Here is a 23,732-nt window from a genome sequence, read left to right on the forward strand (position 1 = left end):
GCAATGCCTTAGATTTGAGCGTAACCGCCGTCGACGAACAAATCGATGCCGGAAATGAAGCTACTCTCCGGGGGCGCCAGGAACAGCGCCGCATTGGCCATGTCGTCGCCGGTGTCGATGCGATTCAAGGGCGTGCCGGCGGCCAGCATGGCCTTGATGTCGTCGTTCAACAAACCGTCCAGGCCAGGGGTCTGGGTGTGGCCGGGCGAGAGCACATTGATGCGGATGTTGCGCGGCTTCAGGTCGACGATCCAGCTGCGGGCGAAGGAGCGCACGGCAGCCTTGCTTGCGTTGTAGACGGAGAAGGCTTCGAAGCCCTTGATCGATGCAATCGGGCCGGTCATGATGACGGCGGCTCCGTCGGGCATCAGCGGCAGCGCTTTTTGCACGGTGAACAGCAGGCCGCGCACGTTGACGTTGAAGGTCTTGTCGAAGTGCTCAGCGCTGATGTCGCCGAACTTGCCGAGTTCATAGAAGCCTGCGTTGGCGAACAAGACGTCGATCCGGCCGGCCTGGGCTTTGACGGCGCTATAGATGCGGTCGAGGTCGTCCATATTGGCAACGTCGCCTTGCAGCGCGATGACGCCATTGCCGATTTCCGCGACGGCCTTGTCCAGTTCCGACTGACGGCGGCCGGTGATGAACACTTGCGCGCCTTCGGCGGCGTAACGCTTGGCCGCCGCCAGGCCGATGCCGGCGCTGGCACCGGTGACTACCGCGACTTTACCATTGAGTTTGTTCGACATGATCTGCTTTCTAAGTGGTTCAAAGGGACGCCTGATGCGGCGCCCATGACCACAAGATACGGGCGTGGCGGCGCGTGCGCTAGCCAGCCGCCGAGCATGACACCTATGCGAACCTGGAATAGCAGCGGCGATCATTCCCAACCAGAATAGAACTTATCTCCCACGCATGCGTAGCGCGTCCATGGCCGGTTAACCATAATCGGCAGCTCAGATAGACGACGGGCCATTCGCCAATTGCTGTAAGCGATACCGTAGCGGCCAGTGTGTCGTCATCTCTTCATGTAACTAAAAAGGAAATGCCATGTCTCGCTTGCAAGGAAAAATCGCTGTCATTACAGGGGCCAGCAGTGGAATCGGCCTGGCCACCGCGCAACGCTTCGTCGCTGAAGGCGCGTATGTGTTCATCACCGGCCGCCGCCAGGCCGAGCTGGACAAAGCCGTCGCCCTGATCGGCGGCAACGTCACCGCCGTTCAGGGCGACGTCTCGAACCTGGACGATTTGGACCGCCTGTACGCCGTCGTCCAACAGCAGAAGGGCCGCATCGACGTGCTGGTCGCCAACTCCGGCGTGGTCGAGCAAAAACGCCTGGAAGACATCACCCCGTCCCACTACGACCAGACCAATGACATCAACGCGCGCGGCCTGCTGTTCACCGTGCAAAAAGCCTTGCCGCTGTTCAGCAACGGCGGTTCCATCGTGCTGATCGGGTCCATCGCGGCCTACATGGGTTTTCCCAACCACAGCACGTACAGCGCCACCAAGGCGGCCGTGCGTTCGTATGCGCGGACCTGGACCGCGGAGTTCAAGGACCGCGGCATCCGCGTTAACAACATCAGCCCCGGCCCGGTCGACACGCCCATCATCGACGGCCAGGCCGATACCAAGGAAGACGCCGACAAGCTGCGCGACTTCTTCCTCTCGGTAATCCCGTTGGGCCGCATGGGCCGCGCCGATGAGATCGCATCGGCGGCGCTGTTCCTGGCATCGGATGAAAGCAGCTTTATCGCTGGTATAGACTTGAGCGTGGACGGAGGCATGGGCGCTGTTTGACGCGCATCGGCGCGCTGTTGTTTATTAAAATGGCAAGACCATGAGTCGCCATGCCGCCGTACACATTGCCGATGCTGAGCGTGCCGCCGCCGTCCACGGCGATGGCCGCGCAGCTACCGGAGTGGTATTGCCGCTTGAATAGCAGCTGAATACGCTTTGAGTTTCATCGCATGCCCCGGGCCGCAATTCGCGGCGCCGGGGCATGCCTGTTTTGGAGGAGATAATGTTATTATCAATGCCATGGAGGAATAAGCGGTGGATCGATTGCAAGCGATGGAAACTTTTGTCAATGTGGTGGACGCCGGTTCATTCTCCGGCGCCGCGCGGCGGCTGAATGTCGGCCAGCCGGCGGTATCGAAGACCGTGGCGCAACTCGAGGAGTACCTGGGGGTGCAGCTGCTGCTGCGCTCGACGCGCGGCCTGGCGCCGACCGAGGCCGGACTCGGCTATTACGAAGGCGCGCGCCGCGCCCTCGCCGAAGCCGAGGATGCCGACGTGATCGCGCGCGGCGCCAACGCCGGTTTGAGCGGGCGCTTGAAAGTGTCGGCCGCCGTCACCTTCGCGCGCATCCACATCATGCCTTACCTGCAGACCTTTCTCGACGCGCATCCGCAACTGAGTATCGATGTCGTGCTCGATGACCGCAACATCGATCTGCTGGAAAACGGCATCGACGTGGCATTGCGCATGGGCACACTGAGCGATTCCAACATGACGGCGCGCCGCATCGCGCAGGGGCGGCGTTCGGTGCTGGCGACACCCGAGTATTTACTGCGTTGCGGCGAGCCGCGCGCACCGGCCGAACTGGCGGCGCATGCGGCGATCGTCTACGACCGTCTGGGCGGCGGGGGCAGCTGGTCGTTCCAGCAGGGCGAGACGGAGGTATCGGTCGTCGTGACGGGCCGCGTGCGCGTGTCTGCGGCCGAGGGCGTGCGCGAGGCGGTACTGGCGAATATGGGGCTGGTGGTGACGTCGGACTGGATGTTTGCGCCGGAACTCGCCAATGGCAAAGTGCGGCGGGTGATGGAGGATTGGACATTGGCGCCGATCGACCTGTGGGCGGTCTATCCGTCCGGCCGCAAGGCCAGCGCCAAAGCGCGTGCCTTCACCGCCTTCGTTGAAGCGACAATGGCCGGAGCCGTTTGACGGTTGCCGCCATGCGATGACATCCGCGTATCAAACGGCCGGCCCAATGCCAGGAGGGCTTCGATCAGGAGCTTCGGTCGAGCTGGCAAATTGAAACACTTCAGAGTGAATGTCCGCAATCACATTGCAGAACATCCTGCACACAAGCCTGCAAGGCCCTGACGCCCTTGATTGGAGAAAAATCCGTTCGGGGTCAGCGTTAGTCATAGCCGATATTTATCTTCAGGATTAATACGTACGAACATATTATTTATTGACTAGAATAATATGGACGTCCATAATTTAATTATGAGATGGCACTGCGAAGCTAACAGCCGCAGCGGGCTGGACCCATCTCTCAAGCTAAGTTTACAGAGCGGAACACGCTTCCGCTGCCCTCATTTAATTTGATCGGAATAACATGAAATCCTTCTACGCCGCATGCATGCTGATGGCCAGCGTCATCACCACCCAGGCCGCGACCGCGCCGGCCACCGCCGCCGCGTCCAAATCCTGCGCGACCTGCCACGCGGTCGATGTCCACACCCAGTTCGTCGATGTCGACGGCACCAAATTCGCCTACCGCCGTTTCGGCAAGGTCGGCGCGGCGCTGCCGCTGGTGTTCTTCCAGCATTTCTCGGGCAACCTGGATAATTGGGATCCGGCTGTCGTCGACAACCTGGCCAAGGACCGCGAAGTGATCATCTTCAATAACCGCGGCGTCGCCAGCAGCGAGGGCGAAGTGCCGACCAGCTACGGCGCCATGGCCAAGGACGGCATTGCCTTTATCGATGCGCTGGGACTGAAGCATGTCGACATCCTCGGCTTCTCGATGGGCGGCGGCATCGCCCAACTGGTGGCGCAGGCGCGTCCGGATTTGGTGCGCCGCGTGATCCTGGTCGGCATCGCGCCGCGTAACGGCGACGGCATGCAAGGCATGTCGCCGGAAGCCCAGGCCGTGTTTGGCAAAAAACGCGCGGTCGCGGACGAACTCTGGCTGGACGTGTTCTTCACCCAGTCGCCCGCCAGCCAGGCCAAGGGACGGGAATTCCTTGAGCGCTACCGCGCCCGCAAGGACCGCGACATCGCGCCCAACGCCAGCGTGCCGACCAAGCAGATGGCCGCCATCGGCGAATGGGGCCAGCCGGTCGGCGAACGCTTCGCCTATCTGAAGGAGATCAAGCAACCCGTGCTGGTCGTGAACGGCAGCAACGACATCATCGTGCCGACGATTAACTCCTATTACCTCCAGCAATACCTGCCGAACGCCACGCTGATCCTGTACCCGGACGCCAACCATGGTTCGATGTACCAGTATCCGGAGCAATTCGTCAAACACGCGACGCAATTCCTGTCCAGCAAATAAAGACACCGGCGCCTTGCCTTTTAATATTTTGAATTGGAAATAACATGTCGAAAATTGTGGGTTTTACTGAATACGGCGGTCCCGACGTCCTGACGATCACGGACATCGTCGTGCCGGCTCCGGCCGCTGCCGAAGTGCAGATCGCCGTCAAGGCGATCGGCCTGAACCGCGCCGAATCGATGTGGCGCACCGGCGTCTATGTCGAACCGGTGCGTCTGCCGGCGCGCCTCGGTTACGAGGTCTCCGGCGTGGTGACGGCGGTGGGGGCCGATGTGTCGGGCCTCGCCGTCGGCGACCGCGTCAGCACCATGCCGGCCTTTTCGCAGAACGACTATGGCCTGTATGGCGAACTGGTGAACGCACCGGCCCACGCCGTGGTCAAGGTGCCCGCCTCGCTGTCGTTCAACCAGGCCACCGCGCTCTGGAATATGTTCGTCACGCCTTACGGCGCGCTGGTCGAGAGCAAAGCGCTGTCGGCCGGACAGAGCGTCCTGATTCCGGCGGCGTCGAGCGCCGTCGGCCTGGGCGCCATCCAGGTCACCAACCTGGCCGGCGGCGTTTCCATCGCCTTGACGCGGACTTCGGCCAAGCGCGACCAGCTGCTGGCGGCCGGCGCGCAGTTCGTGATCGCGACCGAGGAGCAGGACCTGGTGGCCGAAGTGCTGCGCATCACCGGCGGCAAGGGCGCGGACCTGGTCTTCGAACCGGTGGGAGGCGCCTATTTCCCGACGCTGATCGAGGCCATGGCGCCGGGCGCCACCATGTTCATCTACGGCGCGCTCAGCCCGGAGACGACGCCGTTGCCGCTGCTGAGCATCATCCTGAAGCAGCCGGTCATACGCGGCTTCAACCTGTTCGGCATCACGACCAATCCGGCGCGCCAGAAAGCGGCGGCCGATTATATTTTCGCCGGCATCGCCCGTGGCGCGCTCCAGCCCATCATCGCCCGAACCTTCCCGTTCAGCGAGATCGTCGCGTCGCACCGCTACCTTGAAACCAACCAGCACTTCGGCAAAATCATCGTCGAGGTCTGATGAGGGCAGGGCCGCCGGTGGAAACAGCATTGCGCTGCCGGCGGCCGGCCCAGGCCCTCATCAACGTGGGCATTGAAAATCTCGGGCTGGACCCAGCACGTCAGTGCGTCATCAGGTAACCGGCGATCCGGCTTTGCAGCAGCCGCGGCGCCAGCCGGTTCATCATCACCATCAGGCGGTTGGCCAAGCCCGGCATGACCACGGCGCGGCGCGCCAGCAGGGCGGCCAGCCCCTCGGCGGCCACCGTGCGCGGCGCCTTCATCATCAGGCGCTGGAACGGGGTCACCGCTTGCCCCGACACGGACAGGAACGACGTTTGCGTCACGCCAGGGGAGAGCACGGTCACGTTGACGCCGTGACCGGCCAGTTCGACATGCAGCGCTTCGCCGAACTGGAGCACGTAGGCCTTGCTGGCGGCGTAGGCGGCGTAGCCGGGCGTGGCCTGGTAAGCGAGGATGGACGCCACCAGCAGGATCTGGCCGCCGCCCCGCCTGACCATGTCGGCGGCGAACACCTGCGTCAGCTCGGTCAGGCTGACGATGTTCAGTTGCAGCATCTCGAGCGTGCGGTCGGCCGCTTGCGCATGAAAGTCGCCGAACACGCCGAAGCCGGCGTTGTTGGCCAGGATGTCGATGACGATGGCTTGCCGCGCCACGCTGGCGTACAGCGTCACGGCGGCGCCCGCTTGCGCGAGGTCGATGGGCAGGACCAAGACCTGCACGCCATGCGTGTCCCGTAGTTGCGTGGCCAGCGCCTCCATGGCGCCGGTGCTGCGCGCCGCCAGCACCAGGTTGGCGCCGCGTTGCGCCAGCTGTTGGGCGAACTCCGCGCCGATGCCGCTCGACGCCCCGGTGACCAGCGCCCACTTGTTATGAATATCGTCCATGTCCATCCTTTTTAGTCGAGCCAGGGTTACAAAATGATCTTGCCGCCGGCGCGGCGGTTCTCGATGAGGCCTCGTCGGTTTGCGCGCTGCGGGTTGCGCGGGTGCGGGCCAGGCCGGGGTTCGGTGCTGCGCACGGCGAGGCCGATATTGAATTATGACTGTAATTTTATTGGGTTAAAAAAATGCGGCGCTGTGCGCGGCATCGCCGCTCAGGAACTTGGTTGCGCGCCGACCAGGGCCAGGCCGGCTGCGATGCCGCCTTCCAGGATGCGGTCCGACAGCGCCGCGTCATTGACCGCGCGCGCCAGTTGCAGCGTGCCCACCATCATGCCGAACAGGGCGGCGGCCTGCCCGCGCCGCGCGGCGGGGTCGCCGGCCGGCAAGCTGGCGGCGATGAACTGGAGGAAAGCGTCGATCTTATCGGTGAACAGGGTGCGGGTCTGCTCCGGATGGCGGGCGATTTCGGCCGCCAGCGCCGCCGTCGGGCAACCCTGGTCGGGCAGGTCGCGCTGGCGCGGGCTCAGGTAGTCTCGGATGGCGTCGCCCAGGCTTGCGCCCTGCGCCCTGGCGGCGACCATCGCGGCAAGCCGGCGGTCCAGCGCATCGACCAGCACTTCCTGCACCAGCTGTTCCTTGGAATCGAAGTGGACATAGAAGGCGCCATTGGTGAGGCCGGCGTCCCGCATCAAGCCGGCCAGTCCCACCGCCTCGACGCCCTCGGCCCGAAAACGTCGTGACGCCGTTTGCACGATGCGCGAGCGCGTCACATCTTTCCGGCCTTTTTCGTAGCGCATGTCCCACCTTTGAATTACGACTGTATTTTCAAAGTATAGTCATAAGTTAAATGGACAACAAGCGCTTTTTATACGCTTTTTATAATTTATAAATTAACCCATCCGGGTGGCGTGATCGGATGGCGGCGTCACCTGCCGCGCCCGCGCTTGCCAGTCGGGCTGGCCGTGCGCCTGCGCTTCGAGCAGCTCCCGCATCGCGTCCGGCGCCAGCGGCCGGCTGAATAAATAGCCCTGGATATCGTCGCAGCCGTGGTCGGCGAGGAACTGGCGCTGTTGCTCGGTTTCGACGCCCTCGGCGATCACGCGCAGGTTGAGCTGGTGCGCCAGGCCGATGATGGCGCTGGCGATGGCCTGGTCGTCGCTGCTGCTGGCGAGGTCGCGCACGAACGATTTGTCGATCTTGAGCGTGCTGACGGGGAAGGACTTGAGCGCCGCCAGACTCGAATAGCCGGTGCCGAAATCGTCGATCGACAGCGACACGCCCATGGCCTTGAGCGAGCGCATCTTCTCGACCGCCTGGGTCAGGTCGCGCATGATGAGCCCCTCGGTCACTTCCAGCTCCAGCCAGGCCGGGTGCAGGCCGCTGTCGGCCAGCGCATGGCCGACGCGCGCCACCAGCTGGCGGTCCTCGAACTGGCGCGGCGACACATTGACCGACACGCACACCGGCGCCAGGCCCTGCAACTGCCACGCGCGGTTTTGTTTGCAAGCCGCCTGCAACACCCAGTCGCCGAGCATGGTGATCAGGCCGCTTTCCTCGGCCAGCGGGATGAAGCGGTCCGGGCCGATCACGCCGTGCCGCGGGTGGCGCCAGCGCACCAGCGCCTCGGCGCCGAAGATGCGGCCGGTGAGCAAGTCCACCTTGGGCTGATAGACCAGGAACAGCTGCCGGTCGTCGATGGCGCCGCGCAAGCCTTCGAGCAGGGCCAGCTTTTCCTGCAGGCTGGCGTTCATTTCCTGGGTGTAGAACTGGCAATTGTTCTTGCCCAGGTCCTTGGCGCGGTACATGGCGGCGTCGGCGTTCTTGAGCAGGGTGTCGGGGTCGGCGCCGTCGTAGGGATAGACGGCGACGCCGATGCTGCAACTGACTTGCACCTCTTGCCCGGCCAGCGCGATGCTGCGGCAGACGGCGGCGCGGACACGCTCGAGCACGTTCGCGCCAGTGGTGTCGATGGCGTCGTCCAACTGCGGCAGCACCAGCACGAATTCGTAGCCGCCGAAGCGGCCCACCGTGTCGCTGACGCGCACGCATTCGGCCATGCGGCCGGCGACGACCTGCAACAGGCGGTCGCCGGCATTGTGGCCGAGGCCGTCGTTGACGATCTTGAAACCGTCCAGGTCGATGAAGGCCACCAGCACGGCGTGGCCCTGGCGCGCGGCCTGGGAAATCGCTTGTTCCAGGCGCTCGCCGACCAGGGCGCGGTTGGGCAGGCCGGTCAGGCTGTCGTGGCGGGCCAGGTGCAGGATGCGCTGTTCGGCCTGCTTGCGCTCGGTGATGTCGCGCACGATGGCGACCACGCCGCGTTCGACCGACACGGTTTGCTGGCGCAGCCAGCGCGTGCCCGCGCGCGGCAGGTCGAACTGCCATTCGTTTTCGTGGACGCCGCCGGCGCCGCCGGCCGCCACCAGCATGTCGAAGATGCCGTTGCCCCGCAGTTGCGGGAACAGCTGGCACAGGCTGCGGCGGCGCAGGCGCTGTTTGTTGCGTCCGGTCATCAGCTCGGCGCGGCCGTTGGCGTCGATGATCTTGAAGTCGACGATGGCGCCGCCGGCGTCGCGCACCTCGCGCAGCAGGAAGAAGGCGTCCAGGCTGGCCTGCGAGGCGGCGGCGTAGGTTTCCTGGATGCGCCGCATGCTGCGCCGGCTCCTGGCGTTTTGCCAGTTCCAGTGCCAGATCAGCGCCAGCATCATCACCAGCACGGTGCTGGCGATGGCGCCCCGCCACAGCTCGCTGTCGCGCTCGCGCATGAAGGCCGCCATCTGCTCGTCCTCGGCCAGGCCGACGCTGACGCTGAGGTCGATGCCGTGCAGCTGCCGCGCGCCATCGTAGCGGACCACGCCGTCCCACGCGCTGCGATGGGGACGCTCGGCCGGGGCGCCGCTGGGCGCCAACATCGCCGGCGGCGCGCTGGCCAGATGCTGGCCGAAGGTGACGGCGTTGCCGACCCGCATGGCGCGCACCACGCCGTCGCCGCCGGCCACGCCCAGCATGCCGCGCACGCCCACGCGGCCGCGCTCGTAACTGCTGGTGAAATAGGCGGGATCGGCTTCGACGATGACGATGCCGGCGAAGCGGCCCCGGCCGTCGTTCAGGCGGCGCGTGAAGTGCAGATGCCAGTCGCTGCGGGCGCTGTCGCGGGCCGCCTCGCTGACGTAGGTGTGGTCGCTGTCGTGCGCGCGGTGGTACTGGAAATACATCTGGTCGGCCACCGCCAGCGGCGGCGCCGGCGGATTGCTGGCCAGCGTCAGGCCGTCGCGGTCGACGACGCTGACGATGAAGACCACGCCCGGCGGCAGCAAGCCCTGGCGCTGCAACTCCGGCAGCGCCGCCAGCGGCCCTTTGAGTTCGACGGCGTACTTGAGCACGTTGAGCGTTTGCTCGATGCCGGCCAGGCTGCGCGCCACCTGCGCCTCGTAGGTGTCGAGCAGTTCATGCACCGAGTCGGCCGCCACCCGCTGCGCGCTGGCGCGGCCGCTGTCGATGGCGTGCAGGGTCGCGGCCCAGATGGCGATCAGCAGCAGCACGCCCAGCAGCGGCAGCGAAACCTGGGCGTCCAGGCCCAGGCGCAGGCGCTGGCCCAGGCTGCGCCGCTGCGGCGGCGCCATCATGGCAGCACCAGCACGGCCTTGACGCTGGCGTCGAGCTCGGCGCGGTCGATGTAGCCGATCAGCTTGGGATTGGCGGCCACCATCTTGCGCACCTCGGCGCTGCCGGGCAGCTCGCGCGGCGGCTGGCCACGGCCGGTGAAGATCATCTTGGTCCAGTACGCCTTCATCAGCGCCGGCGACTTGGCGGCGACCTTCATATAAAACTCCTCGCGCAGCGCGCTGCCGAGCGGCTGGTCGAGAGCGACGGCCTCGGCGCCGTCGGGGAAGCGCCCGCTCTGGGCCAGGAAGATGTCGGCCACCTGGTCGGCGCGCAGTTCGCCCAGGCCGCTGTGGGCCGAGACGATCACCACCATCCGGGGACCGGCGGCGGGGGCGGCGGTGCCGGCATGGGCCGAGGCGGCCGGGGTCGGCGCGGCCAGCGCCGCCAGCAGGCAGGCCGAGGCGGCGTTGCGGAGGCGGAATGTCGTCATCGCGCCACCTCAGAACACAAAATCGATGACGGCGCTGCTCACGCCGATGGCATGGCCGGACTGGAAGCCGGGCTGCACATTGATGAGCGTGCCGGTCGAGCCCGGTTCCGGCGTCAGCCTGTCGTATTGCAGCTTCAGCGCCAGATTGCTGTGGAAGTCCCAGCGCAGGCCGACGGTGCTGGTGTGCTGGCGGGCGACCGAGCTGAGCAGTCCGTTCAGGCCGGCGTTCAGCGCGGCGCCGGCGCCGACCAGCGGCGGCGGCAAACCGGCCAGGTCCAGGCCGGGCACGCGGGTCGGCATGTTGGCGCGCACCTTGGACCAGGTCGCATAGGGCGTCAGGATGCCGTACCGGTAGCCGCCGCTCAGGTAGCCGGCGGTCTTGTCGCCGAAGAAGGAGTGCGACTGCGCGCGGCCGATCTCGGCCATCAGGAACCAGGCGCCGGGATCGTAGCTTGCGCCGACGCTGGCGACCCAGGTGTTCTTGGCGCGCGCGCCGTAGCGGTCGGCCAGCGCCGCGCCTTGCGGGCCGAACTGGCGCAGGGCGTTGAAATAGGCGGTGGCGACGTCGACCGTGAGTTCGGTCGAGAGCACGCTGGCGCGCACCGTCAGGGCGCCGCTGGTGGCGGTGTCGGACAGGCTGGCCAGCCTGCGCGCCCTGGCCCGCGCTAGCGCGCCGATGCTGATGTCGGTGCGGCCGAACAAGGCTTGGGTGACGTGGTTGAAGCCGCCCAGGGTCCAGCGGTAGCTGGCGTCGACGCCGTCGCTGTTGCTGATCGGGATGGCGTCGTACAGTTCCACGGGCGGCCGCACCCACGGCAGCGCGTAGCCGGCCTTGCGGTAGTCGCCGGCCAGGAACAGGGGCAGGGCGATGCGGCCGACGCGCACGCTCAGGTCCGGGCCGACCTGGTAGCTGAGGTTGGCCCACTCGACGGCCGGGCGCCAGGAATCGGTCAAGCCGCGCTCGGACACCAGTTGCAGCACCGCCGACAACGCCGGCGTCAGCTGCACGCCGAGCTGCATGCCGACCCGGCTGTCGACGTCGGCGCTCCAGCTGCGGCTGTGGCCGGCGCTCCCGGGGGTGAGGACGTTGGCGGTGAAGTCGGCCTCGTGCTCGCTGGAATGGACGGCGCCCAGCGTACCGTAGCCGCCGAAGGTCCAGCTGGGCAAGGGCGCGCCGTCGGCCGGCGCCGGGTCGGCGTCCGCCGCGCCGGCGTCGAGCATGGCCGCGCAGGCCAGCGCTAGCGGAAGACAACGGCGGAATGAGGCGGTGAAGCTTGAAGGCATGCGGGCACCCGGAAATGGACGTTGGCGATAGGGACAGCCTAAGGCGGGCCGCCCGGCGCAAGCTGCCCGGGCGGCAAATGGTAGAAGATCGATATCGGAGAGTGGGCAGCCTTGCGGCTCGATGGGAGCGCCGGCGGCAGCGGTGAGCACGGGGTGGGGGTGCGGGCCAAGAACGAGGTCCAGGGCCATAGGTGCAACTATATACAGCGAAGCGGCGGCTGTCGATTAATGCTTTAGGAAAACTAGTATTACCTTGGATTAATTGCACACATGGGCCGGTTCAGTGCGATAAATCGCCGCACCGAGCCGCGCCCGCGTGGCGCTCTTGGCCATGTTTCAGACGATGTTCGCGATGCGCGCCAGCGTGGACAGCGTCGGCCTATTCGGTCGCTGCGCGATAGGCCGCCTGGAGCGCCGGGACCAGAGATGGGTGCAGGGTGCCCAGCCTCGGTGTCTGCCCATGTGGCGCGGCCGGCGGTACCGAAAACCACTCGGTGGTGTAGGGCAGGTCGATGGCTTGCTTGAGATCGAACTTGGTATCGTAGCTCAGCCCAGCGGTTTCGTCAGCGGCTCGATTACGCTCACGCAAGATCGAAAATTCGCCGCGGTGGAGTGTCGTGGTGCGCTGACTGGTGCCGTAAGCGACCTGGACGTGAAACTGCGGCGCGTCATCGTCGAAGACCGCGAGTATCAGTGCCGGCCTCGGCTTGGGACGTGGGTTGATGTGGTCGGGAAAGTGGCACCAGACGATTTCTCCGGCGGTGGGTTCCGCCCACCATAAGGGCGTCATCTGGTTTCAGTGTCCAGCAGGCTGGAACGCACCGAGCGCTTGTTGCCCTGTGGCGCGCGCTTTTTGATGTCGCGCACCTGGGTCGCTGTTAATGGACCATCGTCGGCTTCGTACTGCGGTAGCAGCTTGACGGCGAGATCACGCAGTGCCCTGTGGATGGCCTGAGTTTCATCGACGCCCAACTGCTCGGCCAGGCGTTTGGCTGTTTCGCGCGTGACACCGGTGGCGCTGTCGGTGGTGCGGTAGCGAAATGCTATCTGATTGGCGATGGTACGGGTGGCCATGGAATTGTCTTTTTTGAGATATCTTCAAGATATCCAGCCCACCATGATTTGTCAAGTTGAACAGCAGCGCGCTCAGGCCGTTCGGGGCGGCCGCGCCGCGCGATGGCGTGCCCGCCCCGCGCGGTCTGTTCCCCGTGCCTCAGACGATGCCGCTGCCGCTGGCGCCCGCCCTGGGCGGCCGCGCCCGGCGTTGCTGTTCGCGGTAGGCCGCCGCGCGGTAGCAGGCCACCGGATCGGCCGCCGCGCCCGCGCGCACCCTGGCCATTGTCAGGATCGGGCCGACGTCGGTGCGATAGGCGTGCTTCAGGGTCTGCGCCGCCTGCAAGGCGTCGTTCCGTTCCTGGTGGTGGCGCAGCGCGGCGCGGTCGACCAGCGCCGCCTGCACGTAGGCGCGCTGGACTTCGACGGCACTGCTCATCAGGCTTTCGATCGGATCGGTCACATTGTGCGACTGGTCCAGCATATAGGCCGGGCGGAAGGCGGCGCCGTCGCGCTGGGCGGCGTCGGCCAGCTCGTTGAACACCAGGAACAGCTGGAAGGGATCGATGCTGCCGGCGTCGAGGTCGTCGTCGCCGTATTTGCTGTCGTTGAAGTGGAAGCCGCCCAGCTTGCCGAACTGGGCCAGCCGGGCCACGATCATTTCGATGTTGGTGTTCGGCGCGTGGTGGCCCAGGTCGACCAGGCATTTGGCTTTCGGTCCCAGCGCCGTGGCGCAGGCGTAGCTGGTGCCCCAGTCGGCGATGGTGGTGGCGTAGAAGGCCGGCTCGAACAGCTTGTGTTCGATGTACATCAGCCAGTCGTCCGGCAGGGCTTGATAGATCAGGCGCGCGCTGTCGAGGTAACGCTCCAGCGCGCCGCGCAGATTGTGCTGGCCGGGGAAGTTGGCGCCGTCGCCCACCCACACGGTCAGGCCCTTGGAGCCGAGCGCGCGGCCCAGTGCGATGCAGTCGATGTTGTGCTGCACGGCTTGCTCGCGCACGGCCGCGCTGTGCGAGGTCAGGCTGCCGAATTTATAGCTGTGCGCCTGGCCGGCCTGGTCCTGGAAGGTGTTGGAGTTGACCAGGTCGAAGCCCAGGCCGTAGCCCTCGGCCGCCTGGCGCAGGGCGGCCGGGTCGCCGGCGTCCCACGGGAAGTGCAGCGAAACGGTCGGCATGACGCGCGCGAGCTGGTGGATGACGGCGCAGTCCTCCAGCTTTTCCATCACGTTGCGCGGTTCGCCGGGGCCGGGAAAGCGCGCGAAGCGGGTGCCGCCGGTGCCCACGCCCCAGCTGGGTATGGCCAGCGCGAAACGTTGCGCCTGCGCCGTCAGCGCCTCGATGTCCACGCCGCGGCGTTGCAGCATGCCGGCCAGCGCGTCGTAGTCGGCGTCGAGGCGGGCGCGCTCGCCGGCGTTGTGTTCGGCCACCAGGGCCGGATTGATTACGGTGTTCATGATCGTCTCCTTGCGGCTGCGCCGTGGCGCGCCGCGTTTTTTAGTGGGGCCGGCGTATCAGCGTGTCAGCGGGTGAAGGCCGCCGCGTTGCCGGCGTCGACGTTGAGGATGTTGCCGGTGCTTTTGCCGGCCTTGTCGCTTGCCAGGAAGTATACGGCTTCCGCGATATCTTCGGGCAGCACGCTCCGTTTCAACAGGCTGCGCTGGCGGTAGAACTCTTCGATGTCGTCGGGGTCTATCTTGTTGGAGGCGGCGCGCTCCTGTTTCCACTTGCCGTCCCAGATGCGGGAGCCGCGGATCACGGCGTCGGGATTGACGACGTTGACGCGGATGCCGTGCTCGGCGCCTTCGAGCGCGACGCAGCGCGCCAAATGGATTTCGGCCGCCTTGGCGGTGCAATAGGCCGCCGCGCCGGCCGATGCCACCAGGCCGTTCTTGCTGGCAATGAAGACCATGCTGCCGCCCAGATGCTGCTGTTTCATCATACGGAAGGCGCCCCGGCTGGCGAGGAAGTAACCGGTCACGAGGATGGACTGGTTGCGCTCCCACACGGCCAGGCTGGTTTCGTCCAGCGGCGCCGAGGAGGCGATGCCGGCGTTCGAGATCAGCAGGTCGACGCCGCCGAAGGCCAGCGCGGTGGCGGCGAAGATGGCGTCGACCTCGGCTTCGCCGGTGATGTCGGCGCAGGTGGCGGCCACGTGGTCGGCCCCGGCCACTTGCTGCAAGTCCTCGCGGGCCCGCCGCGTCGATATCGGTCAGCATCACGCACGCGCCTTCGCGCAGCAGCTGGCGCGCCACCGCCTGGCCGATGCCGCCGGCGCCGCCGGTCACCAGCGCGATGCGCCCGGCCAGGCTTTTCGGCTTGGGCAGGCGTTGCAGCTTGGCTTCTTCCAGCAGCCAGTATTCGATGTCGAAGGCTTCCTGCTCGGGCAGGCCGACGTAGCGGTCGACGCCGTTGGCGCCGCGCATCACATTGATGGCGTTGACGTAGAACTCGCCGGCGATGCGCGCCGTCGGCTTGTCCTTGGCGAAGGACAGCATGCCGACGCCGGGGATCAGGTAGATGATGGCGTTGGCGTCGCGCATGGCCGGGCTGTCGGGCCGCTTGCAGCGCGCGTAATAGGCGGCATAGTCGGCGCGGTAGGCGGTCAGCGCGGCGTCTAGGCCGTCGACCAGGGCGTCGAAGTCGGGCCGGGCCGGGTCGAAGTCCAGCACCAGCGGACGGATCTTGGTGCGCAGGAAGTGGTCGGGGCAGGACGTGCCTTGCGCGGCCAGCGCCGCGAGGTCGGCGCTACAGACGAATTCGAGCACGGCGGCGCCGTCGTCGAAGTGGCCGAGCTTGTATTCGTCCCGGCTGATCTTGCCGCGCAAGATGGGCATCAGGCGGCTGGCCAGGGCGGTGCGCTCGGCCGGCGCCAGCGGCGCGACCCGTGGGCCGCCGAAGGCCGGCTGCCTGACGTGGCCAGACAGCCAGGCTTCGGCCCGCTTGATGATGGCCAGCGTGGTGTCGTAGCAGGACTTGGCGCTGTCGCCCCAGGTGAACAGGCCGTGGCCTTCGAGGACGATGCCTTGCAGGCCGGGCTGGGCCTCGGTGAGGGCGGCCAGCTTCAGGCCCAGGTCGTAGCCGGGACGCTGCCACGGCAGCCAGCCCAGCGCGCCCTCGAAGATAGACGCGGTCAGGTCGCGGCTGGAGGCGCAGGCGGCGATGGCGATCAGCGCATCGGGATGCATGTGGTCGACGTGCTTGCGGGCGATGTAGGCGTGCAGCGGGGTGTCGATGCTGGCCGCGCGCGGGTTGAGGTTGTAGGTGCAGTGCGGCAGGTAGGCCACCATCTCGTCTTCGTGTTCGCGGCCCCGGTAGCGCTGCTTGAGCGCTTGCAGCTTGTCCATGTACAGCGTGGAAAAGCCGTCCAGCTTGATGCTGCCGAGGTCGCCGCCCGAGCCCTTGACCCACAGCACCTCGACCGGCGCGCCGCTGAGCGGATCGGCCATCATCACTTTCGCCGAGGTGTTGCCGCCGCCGAAATTGGTGATGCGCAGGTCGGCGCCGAGCAGGTTGGAGCGGTAGAGCAGCAGCTCGGGCTCGCTCATGGCGGCGGCCAGGGCGTCGTCCCAGCGCGAGGCGATGGGCTCGTTGGTGGCGGAAGGTGCGGTCATTCTAGTCTCCAGATGGAATAGGGGGCCGCTGGCGGGCCGCTCACGGCGACAGTTGCGCCGATGGCCACCAGTAGAAATCAGCGCGCGCCCGGCGTCAATCACCGGACGATCAATTCGGTGAGCGAATTGAAAACGATCATCAAGTTGATTGGATGGACGCGGCGCGGGCTTGCCTCGCGTACATGGCGCTGAAATATTACTGAAATAATCATCACGTTGATCGATACGTGATTGACAACGCGGGTGCGAATGCTTAGCCTGCTTTACACAAGAAGTCGGCTCGGCCTGGCATACGCCGGCAAGAAGCTGGCTCGCACAGGAGACCACCGTGATTAACCACAACCGCCGCAAGCGTTTGCTGAAGCTGCTCGTCGAGCACCACGAAGCGAGCGTGCCGCAACTGGTGGACTGGCTCAGTTCCTCGCCGGCCACGGTGCGGCGCGACATCGTCTGGCTGGCCGCCCGCAACCTGCTCACGCGGACCCGGGGCGGGGCCGAGAACCTGCCGCAGAAGCGGCGCGACTTCAGCCTGTCGGGCGAAACCTTCCAGCACAATATCGCCTCCTGCGCGGCGCAGAAGCGCGCCATCGCGCGCATGGCCGCCAGCCTGTGCGCGGACGGCGAATCGATCATCATCAACGGCGGCACCACCACCCACATGATGGTGGAATTCCTGGTCGACCGGCAGCTCAAGATCCTGACCAATTCCTTCCTGATGGCCGAGCAGCTGCTGCGCACCAGCGAAAACGAAATCATCGTCCCCGGCGGCAAGGTCTATCGCGAACAGAACGTGATACTGAGCCCTTTCGACAACGACATCACCCAGCACCACTACGCCGCCAAGATGTTCATGGGCATCTACGGCCTGTCGATGCTGGGCTTGATGGAAGCCGATCCCTTGCTGATCCAGGCCGAAAAGCGCCTGATCGGCCAGGCCGAGGAGTTGATCGTGCTGGCCGACAGTTCCAAGTTCGAACGCAAGACCGGACTGATATTGTGCGACTTGAAACGGGTGTCCTGCGTCGTCACGGACACCGGCGCGCCGAAAGCGGCGTTGCAGATGCTGGAGCAACAGGGAGTGAAGGTAATCACGGTCGCGCCGGAAGCGTTGGCGCAGGATTTACATTAAAAAACCAAGGAGACGCAATGAAAATAGTTAAACTCGCGCTGGCGGCCTTCGTGCTGGGCGCCGTACTGGCAGGACAGGTCGAAGCGGCGCCACGGGTGCGCATCGCGATGGTGGTGAAAAACCTGGGCAACGGCTTTTTCGACGCCGCCCACCAGGGCGCGCTGGAGGCGGCCAAGCAGCTCGGCGACGTCGACGTCATCTACACCGGGCCGACCGCGCCGACCGCCGAGGGGCAGATCGAGATCATCAATTCCCTGATCAGCCAGAAGGTCGACGCCATCGTCATCTCGGCCAACGACGCCACGGCGCTGGTGCCGATCACGCGCAAGGCCATGCAGCGCGGCATCAAGGTGCTGTCCTTCGACAGCGGCGTGGCCAAGGACGGCCGGGCCATGCAGCTGAATCCGTCCGGCCCGGCGCTGATCGGCCGCAAGCAGCTCGAACTGGCGGCCGACGCCATCGGCGGCAGCGGCGAGATCGCCATCCTGTCGGCCACGGCCCAGGCCACCAACCAGAATATCTGGATCGGCGTGATGAAGCAGGACTTGCAGACGCCCGAGTTCGCCAAGCTGAAGCTGGTCGCCACCGTCTACGGCGACGACCAGTCCGACAAGAGCTACCGCGAGGCCATCGGCCTGCTGCGCAGCCATCCCGACCTGAAGGCCATCATCGCGCCGACCACCGTCGGCATCAACGCGGCCGCCAAGGCGGTGGTCGACGAGCACCTGGTCGGCAAGGTCTACGTGACCGGCCTGGGCCTGCCGTCCGAGATGGCCGGCCACGTCAAAAGCGGCGCCGTGAAAAGCTTCGCGATCTGGAATCCCATCGACCTCGGCTACGCCATCACCTACGCCGCCTATGAATTCGTCAAGGGCCGCGCCAGCGGCAAGCCGGGCGAGAGCGTGGCCGTCGGCCGCATGGGCAAGCTCCAGCTCGACGCCGACGGCGAGGCGGCGATGGCGCCGCCGTTCACCTACAACAAGGACAACGTCGACCAGTTCGTGAAAATCTTCTGAGCCGGCGACGATGAATATGACACCTCCTTCGGCTGAGCCGATCACGGCTGCGGTCACGGCGCCGGTGCTGGCGCTGGCCGGCATCTGCAAGCGCTTCGACGGCATCGTCGCGCTCGACCACGTGACGCTGTCGCTGCGGCCGGGCCAGGTGCTGGCGCTGGTCGGCGAGAACGGCGCCGGCAAGTCCACGCTGGTGAAGACGCTGACCGGTATTTATCAGCCCGACAGCGGCGCCATCACGCTCGACGGCGCGGCGCTGCGCCTGGCCGGCCCGCAGGACGCGATGCGCGCCGGCATCACGGCGGTGCATCAGGAAACCGTGATGTTCGACGAGCTCACCGTGGCCGAGAATATTTTCGCCGGCCGCCAGCCGCGCCACGGCTTTCCGCCGCGGGTCGACTGGTGCCGCATCGAACGCGAGGCCGAGGTCCTGTTCGCGCGGCTGGAGGTGGCGTTGCCGGTGCGCGCCCGCGTCAAGGACCTGAGCGTGGCGCAGCGCCATTTCGTCGGCATCGCGCGGGCCCTGTCGCAGCGCGCCCGCGTGGTCATCCTCGACGAGCCGACGGCGTCGCTGTCGCAGCGCGAAATCCGCGAGCTGTACCGCATCATCGGCCAGTTGCGCGCGGCCGGCACGGCGGTCATTTTCATCTCCCACAAGTTCGACGAGATCTACGCGGTGGCCGACAGCTACGCCGTGCTGCGCGACGGCCAGTGCGTGGCGACCGGCGCGCTGGCCGACATCGCCGAGGCCGAGCTGGTCGCGCTGATGGTCGGGCGCAGCGTCGGCGCCGTGTTCCCGCAGGGCGACGCGGCGCCCGGCGCCACCTTGCTGGAAGTGCAGGGCTATAGCCATCCGACGGAATTTTGCGACATCAGTTTCTCGGTGCGGCGCGGCGAAATCCTCGGCTTCTACGGCCTGGTCGGGGCCGGCCGCTCGGAAGTGATGCAAGCGCTGTTCGGGCTGGGCGGCCACAGCGCCGGCACGCTGACCATCGACGGCGTGGCCGTCGCCGTGAACTCACCCGGCGACGCCATCGCCCACGGCATCGCCTACGTGCCCGAGGACCGCCAGCACCAGGGCGCCCATCTGTCGCTGCCGATTTTGCACAACATCACCCTGCCGATCTTGTCGCGCATCGGCTTCCTGTTGCGCGGCAAGCGGGCCAAGGAAACGGCGATCGCGCGGCGTTTGTGCGCGCAGCTGGAATTGAAGGCCGCGCATTTTTTGCAGCCGGTGTCGGAACTGTCGGGCGGCAACCAGCAAAAAGTGGTGCTGGCCAAATGGCTGGCCACCGATCCGCGCGTGATTATCCTCGACGAGCCGACCAAGGGCATCGACATCGGCTCGAAGGCGGCCGTGCACGCCCTGATCCGGCAGATGGTCGAGCGGGGTTTGGCCGTGATACTAGTGTCGTCCGAATTGCCGGAGGTGCTGGGCATGGCCGACCGCGTGATGGTGATGCGCCAGGGCCGCATCGCATGCGGCTTCAGCCGCGCCGAGGCGACGCCGGAGCGCGTGGTGGCGGCGGCCTCCGGCTGCGCGGTGGCGGAGGAGGCCGCATGAGCTGGCTGAAACCGCACTTGCTGTCGTGGTTCAAATTGCGCGAGGCGCAGCTGGCCCTGTGCATCGGCCTGCTGGTGCTGCTGATCGGACTGCGCGCGCCGGTGTTCCTGGGCGCGGCCAGCCTGGGCAATGTGCTCAGCGACGGCACCCTGCTGGCCATGCTGGCGCTGGCGCAGATGTGCGTGATCGTCACGCGCGGCATCGATTTGTCGGTGGCGTCGACGCTGGCGCTGGCGGGCATGCTGTCGGCGCTGCTGGCCGTGCACCATCCAGAGCTGCCGGTGGCGCTGGTGGTGCTGGCGGCGCTGGCCGTGGGCCTGCTGCTGGGACTGCTCAACGGCGCCCTGATCGGCTATCTGCAATTGCCGCCCATCGTCGTCACGCTGGGCACCATGAGCGTGTATCGCGGCCTGGTGTTCGTGCTCTCGGGCGGCGCCTGGGTGTCGTCGCGGCAGATGCCGGCCGCCTTCATGGCCTTGCCGCTGAGCCGCTTCCTGGGCGTGAGCTGCCTGGTCTGGTTCTGCGCCGGCGCCATCTGCGTGGTCGGCTGGATCGTGCGCTACAGCCGCTTCGGGCGCGACCTCTACGCCATCGGCAACGATGCGGTGGCGGCGCGCTACGTCGGCATCGCCAGCGCGCCGCGCCTGTGCTGGACCTACGGCCTGTCCGGCGCCATGGCCGGCCTGTGCGGCTACCTGTGGGTGGCGCGCTACGCCGTGGCCTACACCGAGATCGCCTACGGCTTTGAATTCACCGTGATCGCGGCCTGCGTGATCGGCGGCGTCAGCATCGCCGGCGGCGTCGGCGGCGTCACCGGCACGCTGCTGGGCGCGCTGTTCCTCAGCGTCATCAACAACGCGCTGCCGGTGCTGCAAGTGTCGCCGTTCTGGCAAAGCGCGCTGACCGGGCTGGTGATACTGACGGCCGTGTTGATTAACGCGCGCGGCAAGATCCACCGGGGCCGGCAAATCCTGCCGCTCCATGTGACCCACACCGACGCAAGGACCGCCGCGTGAACGCTCCCCTACCCGACGCGGCGCTGCGCGCGTCGCGCTACACCATCGGCGACCGCCAGGGCCGCCGCGTACGGCGCGCGCTGGGGCGCTGGGAAAGCTTGCTGGCGCTGCTGTTGCTGGCCATCTTCGTTGGCAACAGCGTGTGGATACCGAACTTTTTCGACTACTACAATCTGGCCGACAGCAGCTTCAACTTCAGCGAAAAGGCGCTGCTGGCCTTGCCGATGGCCTTGCTCATCATCTGCCGCGAGATCGACATTTCCGTCTCTGCCATCCTGGCGCTGGCGCTGGCGTCGGTGGCGATGGGCATGGCGCTGCACGCCGGCTGGCCGCCGCAAACCATGCTGCCGGTGGCCGTGGCCACGGGCGCGGCCTGCGGCCTGCTCAACGGCGCGCTGGTGACGCGCTTCGCCTTGCCGTCCATCGTCGTCACCATCGGCACGGTGTCGCTGTTTCGCGGCCTGGCCAGCGTGATCCTGGGCGACCAGGCCTACACCGGCTATCCGGCGCTGATGGTGGAGTGGGGCCAGGGCTATTTCTTCGACGTGGTGCCGCGTCCCTTCGTGGTGCTGCTGGCGTGCACGGCGCTGTTCGCCTTCGTGTTGCACGCGACGGCATGGGGGCGGCGCATCTACGCCATCGGCAACAATCCGGTGGCGGCGCGCTTCGCCGGCATACGGGTCGAGCGCTACCGCCTGCTGCTGTTCGTGCTGACCGGGGCGATGGCCGGGCTGGCCGGTTTTTTGCTGACCGGGCGCATCGGCAGCACGCGCCCGAACATCGCCATGGGCTGGGAGCTCGAAGCGATCACGATGGTGATACTGGGCGGGGTCGGCATCGGCGGCGGCGTCGGCACCATGGGCGGCGTGCTGCTGTCGGTGCTGACGCTGGGTATGGTAAACTACGGCCTGGCGCTGCTCAACGTGCCCGGTATTTACATGACCATCGTGATCGGCGTGCTGCTCCTGGTGACGATCGCCGTGCCGCGCCTGCTGCGCGGCCGCCAGGGGCGCGCATGAGCGGGACCGGAACGGCGGCTGCCGCTGCGGCGGCGGGGGAGGCCGGAACCCGGACGGCGGGGGCCACGGCCGTGCTCGACATCGGCAAGTCGAACGTGAAGCTGACCCTGGTCGGCGCCGGCGGCGCCGTGCTGGCCGAGCAGCGCCGGCCGAACCGGACGCTGGACGACGGACCGTATCCGCACCACGATGTCGAAGGCATCTGGCAGTGGTTGCTGGCGGCGCTGAAAGCGATGTCGGCGCTGGCGCGCATCGAAGCCATCGTGCCGGTCACGCATGGCGCGACGGCGGTGCTGGTCGACGACGCCGGCCTGGTGCTGCCGGTGCTCGATTACGAATCGACGCTGCCGCAAGAGTTAAGCGCGGACTACCGGCGCGTGCGGCCGGCGTTCGCCGACAGCGGCTCGCCGGACCTGCCGGCCGGCCTGAACCTGGGGCGCCAGCTGTACTGGCAGGCGCGCACGTTTCCGGCGCAGTTCGCGCGGGCGCGCCACATCCTCATGTATCCGCAATACTGGGCCTGGCGCTTGTGCGGCGTGGCCGCCAGCGAAGTGACCTCGCTCGGCTGCCACACGGACCTGTGGCAGCCCCTGCCGGGCCGGCCTTCCAGCCTGGTCGACGCGATGGACAGGGGCCGCCTTTTGCCGCCGCTGCGCACGGCGTGGACGGCGCTCGGCCCGCTGCGCGGGGAACTGGCCGCCGCCACCGGCCTGCCGGCCGATTGCAAGGTGCTGTGCGGCATCCAAGACAGCAATGCCTCGCTGTTGCGCTACCTCGACATGTCGGCGCGGGACGGCGCGCGCCGGTGCACGGTGCTGTCGACCGGCACCTGGGTCATCGCCGCCGCGCTGGGCCGAACTGACAATGGCTTGTCGGAGTCGCTCGACATGCTGGCCAATGTCAGCGCAGTGGGCAAGCCGGTGGCCTGCATGCGCTTCATGGGCGGGCGCGAATTCGCCGCGCTGGCGGGGCCGCAAGGCGAGGTCTGCGAGGTTTGTGACGGCGCCGAGCTGGCCGGCCTGATTGAGCGGGGCAGCTTCGCCCTGCCCAGTTTCGCGGACGCCGGCGGGCCGTTTGTCGGCCGCGTCGGCGTAGTGAGCGGGCCGCCGCCCCGCAATGGTCGCGAACGCTACGCGCTGGCGACCATCTATTGCGCGCTGATGAGCGACTATTGCCTCGATGCGCTGCAAGCGGAGGGGAGCATCGTGATCGAGGGCAGCTTCGCCGGCAACGCCCATTTCGCCGGCCTGCTGGCCGGCCTGCGCGGGCGCCAGGAAGTGCTGGTGTCGGACGACGAGTGCGGCACCACCTGCGGCGGCTGGATGTTGCACCGCTGGGGCCAGCGCAGCGCCACGCCGCTGCGCTCGGTCCACGCCCTGACGCCGCGAGGCTGGTTGGACTACCGCAACCGCTGGCGCGCATTGATCGAGGGGCCGGCGGGCGCATCGGCGTGTGTGGATGGATCGCTCGAATCTTCATCTTGATGAATAAAGCGGCTTTGAACAGTCGTTTGACCCCTTGATTGTTCGATGCTTAATAGCATACATCGCGGGCCTTGGATGCAAGGCGCGCTGGATCGCCAGCTGTATCCCCTTTGCGTGACACCTTGTCGGGACCGGTATGCAATCAGCGTTTATGGTCGTCGAAGGGCGGACCCGCCCGCCGAGTCACCTCGGCTATATATCGCGACGGTAGGCAAATGCGGGTAGAATCCAGTACCTCATTTTTTCGCATCCCTGC

19 protein-coding genes and 1 pseudogene are annotated in these 23,732 nt (G+C 66.7%); 10 read left to right on the forward strand and 10 right to left on the reverse strand.

What is annotated here, in order from left to right:
- Nucleotides 1-8 precede the first annotated feature (8 nt).
- Nucleotides 9-746, reverse strand: coding sequence for an SDR family oxidoreductase (locus tag Q0S71_RS00080; protein WP_295989917.1), 738 nt, complete (start codon nucleotides 744-746; stop codon nucleotides 9-11).
- A gap of 301 nt (nucleotides 747-1,047) precedes the next feature.
- Here Q0S71_RS00080 and Q0S71_RS00085 point away from each other — a divergent pair, with 301 nt between their 5' ends.
- From Q0S71_RS00085 to Q0S71_RS00100, 4 genes are all read left to right on the forward strand, one after another.
- Nucleotides 1,048-1,797: an SDR family NAD(P)-dependent oxidoreductase gene (locus Q0S71_RS00085; RefSeq protein ID WP_295989918.1), complete on the forward strand. Its 750-nt coding sequence runs from the start codon at nucleotides 1,048-1,050 to the stop codon at nucleotides 1,795-1,797.
- A 255-nt stretch (nucleotides 1,798-2,052) separates the two neighbouring features.
- Nucleotides 2,053-2,943: a LysR family transcriptional regulator gene (locus Q0S71_RS00090; protein WP_295989920.1), complete on the forward strand. Its 891-nt coding sequence runs from the start codon at nucleotides 2,053-2,055 to the stop codon at nucleotides 2,941-2,943.
- A gap of 400 nt (nucleotides 2,944-3,343) precedes the next feature.
- On the forward strand, nucleotides 3,344-4,288 hold the full coding sequence (locus Q0S71_RS00095) for an alpha/beta hydrolase (RefSeq protein WP_295989922.1): 945 nt from the start codon (nucleotides 3,344-3,346) through the stop codon (nucleotides 4,286-4,288).
- Nucleotides 4,289-4,332: 44 nt separating this feature from the next.
- On the forward strand, nucleotides 4,333-5,322 hold the full coding sequence (locus Q0S71_RS00100; RefSeq protein WP_295989924.1) for a zinc-dependent alcohol dehydrogenase family protein: 990 nt from the start codon (nucleotides 4,333-4,335) through the stop codon (nucleotides 5,320-5,322).
- A gap of 100 nt (nucleotides 5,323-5,422) precedes the next feature.
- Here Q0S71_RS00100 and Q0S71_RS00105 read toward each other — a convergent pair whose 3' ends face one another.
- The 9 genes and pseudogenes from Q0S71_RS00105 to Q0S71_RS00145 all read right to left on the reverse strand — a co-directional run bounded on the left by Q0S71_RS00105 (nucleotide 5,423) and on the right by Q0S71_RS00145 (nucleotide 16,182).
- The gene (locus Q0S71_RS00105; RefSeq protein ID WP_295989926.1) at nucleotides 5,423-6,208 is read right to left on the reverse strand and encodes an SDR family oxidoreductase; all 786 of its coding nucleotides are present in this window, start codon (nucleotides 6,206-6,208) and stop codon (nucleotides 5,423-5,425) included.
- 209 nt (nucleotides 6,209-6,417) lie between these two features.
- The gene (locus tag Q0S71_RS00110) at nucleotides 6,418-7,002 is read right to left on the reverse strand and encodes a TetR/AcrR family transcriptional regulator (protein ID WP_295989929.1); all 585 of its coding nucleotides are present in this window, start codon (nucleotides 7,000-7,002) and stop codon (nucleotides 6,418-6,420) included.
- 93 nt (nucleotides 7,003-7,095) lie between these two features.
- On the reverse strand, nucleotides 7,096-9,831 hold the full coding sequence (locus tag Q0S71_RS00115; protein WP_295989931.1) for an EAL domain-containing protein: 2,736 nt from the start codon (nucleotides 9,829-9,831) through the stop codon (nucleotides 7,096-7,098).
- Nucleotides 9,828-10,301 carry a phosphate ABC transporter substrate-binding protein gene (locus tag Q0S71_RS00120; RefSeq protein ID WP_295989933.1) on the reverse strand — a complete coding sequence of 158 codons (474 nt, stop codon included), beginning with the start codon at nucleotides 10,299-10,301 and terminating at the stop codon, nucleotides 9,828-9,830. Before Q0S71_RS00120 ends, Q0S71_RS00115 begins: the two co-directional genes overlap by 4 nt.
- 9 nt (nucleotides 10,302-10,310) lie before the next feature.
- Nucleotides 10,311-11,522, reverse strand: a complete 1,212-nt coding sequence (locus Q0S71_RS00125; RefSeq protein WP_295989935.1) for a hypothetical protein — start codon at nucleotides 11,520-11,522, stop codon at nucleotides 10,311-10,313.
- Between the two features lie 442 nt (nucleotides 11,523-11,964).
- On the reverse strand, nucleotides 11,965-12,375 hold the full coding sequence (locus Q0S71_RS00130) for a hypothetical protein (protein ID WP_295989938.1): 411 nt from the start codon (nucleotides 12,373-12,375) through the stop codon (nucleotides 11,965-11,967).
- Nucleotides 12,372-12,659: a hypothetical protein gene (locus tag Q0S71_RS00135; protein ID WP_295989939.1), complete on the reverse strand. Its 288-nt coding sequence runs from the start codon at nucleotides 12,657-12,659 to the stop codon at nucleotides 12,372-12,374. Before Q0S71_RS00135 ends, Q0S71_RS00130 begins: the two co-directional genes overlap by 4 nt.
- Before the next feature lie 139 nt (nucleotides 12,660-12,798).
- The gene (gene rhaI, locus Q0S71_RS00140) at nucleotides 12,799-14,091 is read right to left on the reverse strand and encodes an L-rhamnose catabolism isomerase (RefSeq protein WP_295989941.1); all 1,293 of its coding nucleotides are present in this window, start codon (nucleotides 14,089-14,091) and stop codon (nucleotides 12,799-12,801) included.
- A 65-nt stretch (nucleotides 14,092-14,156) separates the two neighbouring features.
- Nucleotides 14,157-16,182: pseudogene (locus Q0S71_RS00145) on the reverse strand (bifunctional rhamnulose-1-phosphate aldolase/short-chain dehydrogenase).
- 394 nt (nucleotides 16,183-16,576) lie between these two features.
- Here Q0S71_RS00145 and Q0S71_RS00150 point away from each other — a divergent pair.
- From Q0S71_RS00150 to Q0S71_RS00175, 6 genes are read left to right on the forward strand one after another with little or no spacing between them, the layout of a single operon-like run.
- Nucleotides 16,577-17,377: a DeoR/GlpR family DNA-binding transcription regulator gene (locus Q0S71_RS00150; protein WP_295989943.1), complete on the forward strand. Its 801-nt coding sequence runs from the start codon at nucleotides 16,577-16,579 to the stop codon at nucleotides 17,375-17,377.
- 17 nt (nucleotides 17,378-17,394) lie between these two features.
- Complete coding sequence (rhaS, locus tag Q0S71_RS00155; protein WP_295989945.1) at nucleotides 17,395-18,393, forward strand: rhamnose ABC transporter substrate-binding protein; 999 nt, start codon at nucleotides 17,395-17,397, stop codon at nucleotides 18,391-18,393.
- Nucleotides 18,394-18,409: 16 nt separating this feature from the next.
- Nucleotides 18,410-19,957 (forward strand): sugar ABC transporter ATP-binding protein, encoded by a 1,548-nt coding sequence (locus tag Q0S71_RS00160; RefSeq protein WP_295989947.1) that lies wholly within the window; start codon nucleotides 18,410-18,412, stop codon nucleotides 19,955-19,957.
- Nucleotides 19,954-20,973 (forward strand): ABC transporter permease, encoded by a 1,020-nt coding sequence (locus Q0S71_RS00165; RefSeq protein WP_295989949.1) that lies wholly within the window; start codon nucleotides 19,954-19,956, stop codon nucleotides 20,971-20,973. The genes Q0S71_RS00160 and Q0S71_RS00165 overlap by 4 nt, the downstream gene beginning before the upstream one ends.
- A complete protein-coding gene (locus Q0S71_RS00170) occupies nucleotides 20,970-21,992 on the forward strand; it encodes an ABC transporter permease (protein ID WP_295989951.1) in 1,023 nt (340 codons plus the stop codon). The genes Q0S71_RS00165 and Q0S71_RS00170 overlap by 4 nt, the downstream gene beginning before the upstream one ends.
- On the forward strand, nucleotides 21,989-23,476 hold the full coding sequence (locus Q0S71_RS00175; RefSeq protein WP_295989953.1) for an FGGY family carbohydrate kinase: 1,488 nt from the start codon (nucleotides 21,989-21,991) through the stop codon (nucleotides 23,474-23,476). Before Q0S71_RS00170 ends, Q0S71_RS00175 begins: the two co-directional genes overlap by 4 nt.
- The last annotated feature ends 256 nt before the right edge of the window (nucleotides 23,477-23,732 follow it).

It is taken from the genome of Rugamonas sp. (assembly GCF_025354735.1).
GTDB lineage: Bacteria > Pseudomonadota > Gammaproteobacteria > Burkholderiales > Burkholderiaceae_D > Rugamonas.